The sequence below is a fragment of the Leptolyngbya sp. CCNP1308 genome (assembly GCF_034932455.1).
Lineage (GTDB): Bacteria > Cyanobacteriota > Cyanobacteriia > Phormidesmidales > Phormidesmidaceae > Nodosilinea.
In genome coordinates, this window is record NZ_JAYGIH010000027.1 from 1 (window position 1) to 2333 (window position 2333).

Here is a 2333-nt window from a genome sequence, read left to right on the forward strand (position 1 = left end):
TCACCCGGTCAGTGTGCAAAAACTGCTGCACCTCGGTGACGGTGGTAGTGAGAATTGCCTCCAGGTTGAGGGTCTGGCGAATGCGCTGGGCAATCTCACTCAGCAGCCGCTCTTGCGCGGCCCGCCGCCGCAGGGCCGCCACCTCCGAGCGCCTGAGTTCGGTAATATCCGTAAACGACATCACCACCGCGTAGGGCAGGGGCTCGTGGGGATGCTGCAAGGGGCGAGTGTTGCAGGAAATCCAGGTGGTGCCGTCGGGTTTAACCAGGCCCAGCACCCGATTGTCGACCGACTGCCCAGTGCGCAGGGTGACCCAGGCTGGGTGGTCGTCGTCGGGGCAGGGGGAACCATCGTCTTGGATGAAGGTTAGGGGCATATCAGCCAGCGATCGCCCCACAATTTGCCAGCTTGGCAGGCCTACGATCTTGGTGGCGCTGGCATTGCAGGTGAGCAAGGTGCCATCGGCCTGCACCACGGCCACCCCCTCGGAGAGGGCCGCCACCACCGAACGGTAGCGCTCTTCACTGTCTTGCAGGTCTTGCAGCAGGGTGGTTTTGGCCTCAAATTCCTTGGCCAGGTGCAGGCTGGCCACCAGCAGACCCGCCATCAGCTTGAGGGTCTGCCGGTCTGACTCAGTAAAGGCGTAGGCCTGGGTTGAAAACACCTTGATCACGCCGACTGGCTCGGTTTGAGTGGTGAGGGGCACTACCATCATTGATCGCAGCCCCAAGGTTTCGGCCAGGGAGCGATTGACCCGCCGATCGCGATCGCCATCGGCGCAGTACAGCACCTCGCTCTCCGTCAGGCAGCGCCCGCTCAGGCTATCGGCTATGGGCAGCCGCCAGCCCCGACGGGCCTGTGCCACGCCGCTGGTAGCCTGGCACACCAGCTCTTGGCCCTCTAACAGTTCCACGGCGGCCCCATCGGCGCGGGTGATCTGCAAAGCCCGTTCGACGATCACCTCCATCACCAGCTCTAGGTGGGGGGTGACCAGCGTCACCTCTAGCTGGGTCTCTACAACCTTAGACAGACGCTCTAATTCTTGTTGCAGGGCGATTTCAGACTGCTTGCGCTCGGCCTCAAGCCGCACTTTTTCACTGATGTCTTTCATAAAGCAGTAGTGGCTGGGGCTCTGCTGCTGGTCGTCGTAGGCCGTCACCATAAACAACTGCTTGTGGAAAATTGAGCCATCTTTGCGGACTCCTCGGGCTTGAACGTTGACCTTGCCCTCGACCAGCATGTGCTCGTAGGCCCGGATGACCTGTTCTAGATCGTCAGGATGGACGGTACTCTCCCAGGGCTGGCCGACGAGCTCGTCGGGGGTGTAGCCCACCATGGCGGCATAGGCCTGGTTGACACTGGTGTAGCAACCAGCCGCATCGAGACGAGAGATGCCCTCTACGGCAAGGGCAAGGGCGGTGCTCATTTCTCTCAGCTCGCCCTCGGCCTGCATCCGCTCGGTAATATCTTGGGCGATGCCAAACAGGCGCACGATATCGCCCTGGGCATTGCGTTCGGCCTGGCCCCGGTCTTCGAGATAGCGCATTGCCCCGTCGTCACGGGTGTATTTGAGCCGGATGCTGTAGGGCTCGCCCGTGGTCAGGGTGTGCTCCACCGCCTGGCGCAGCCGGTCGCCATCCTCGGGATGGTAGAGCCGCAGCAGCTCGTCGAAGCTGGGTGCGCCCAGGGCTGGGTCGCGCCCCAAAATCCGAAATTTTTCGGCGGACCAGGTCACTTTTTGGGTAGCGATGTCGTACTCCCAGCTGCCAACGTGGCCCACCTCCTGAGCTTCTAGCAGCATGGCCTGGCTCCTGTGCAGCGCCAGTTCTGACTGTTTGCGCTCGTTGATATCTTGAATTTGAGACACAAAATAGAGCGGCACCTGCTGCTCGTCGGTCACAATCGATACGCTGAGCAGGATCCAAATCCAGTGGCCCTGCTTGTGGCGGTAGCGCTTTTCGAGGTTGTAGTGGCGAATCTCCTGGTTGAGCAGCTGCCTCATCAGATCTAGATCGGTGTCTAGGTCGTCGGGGTGGGTAATGGCCTGAAAGGTGGTGGCGAGCAGCTCGTCCTCGCTATAGCCCGTGATTTCGCACAGGGAGCGGTTGACCTCTAGCCAGTAGCCCTCTAGGCTGACCAGGGCCATGCCAATGCCGGCATAGTCAAAGGCGTTGCGAAAGCGCTGGTTGCTCAGGTGCAGGGCCTGGTTGCTGGCCTCTAGCTCGGCATTGCGATCGGCCAATTCGGCGGTGCGCTCGGCCACCTTGGCCTCTAGAGACTGGTTGAGCTGCCGCAGGGCAATCTCGCTGCGCTTGCGATCGCCAATGTTGTAG

The 2333-nt window shown here is 61.3% G+C and carries 1 protein-coding gene; it reads right to left on the minus strand.

Annotated elements, in window-relative coordinates; all coding sequences use genetic code 11:
* On the minus strand, positions 1–2333 hold a 2333-nt coding region (locus VB780_RS08430), incomplete at both ends, for a PAS domain S-box protein (RefSeq protein ID WP_323350691.1).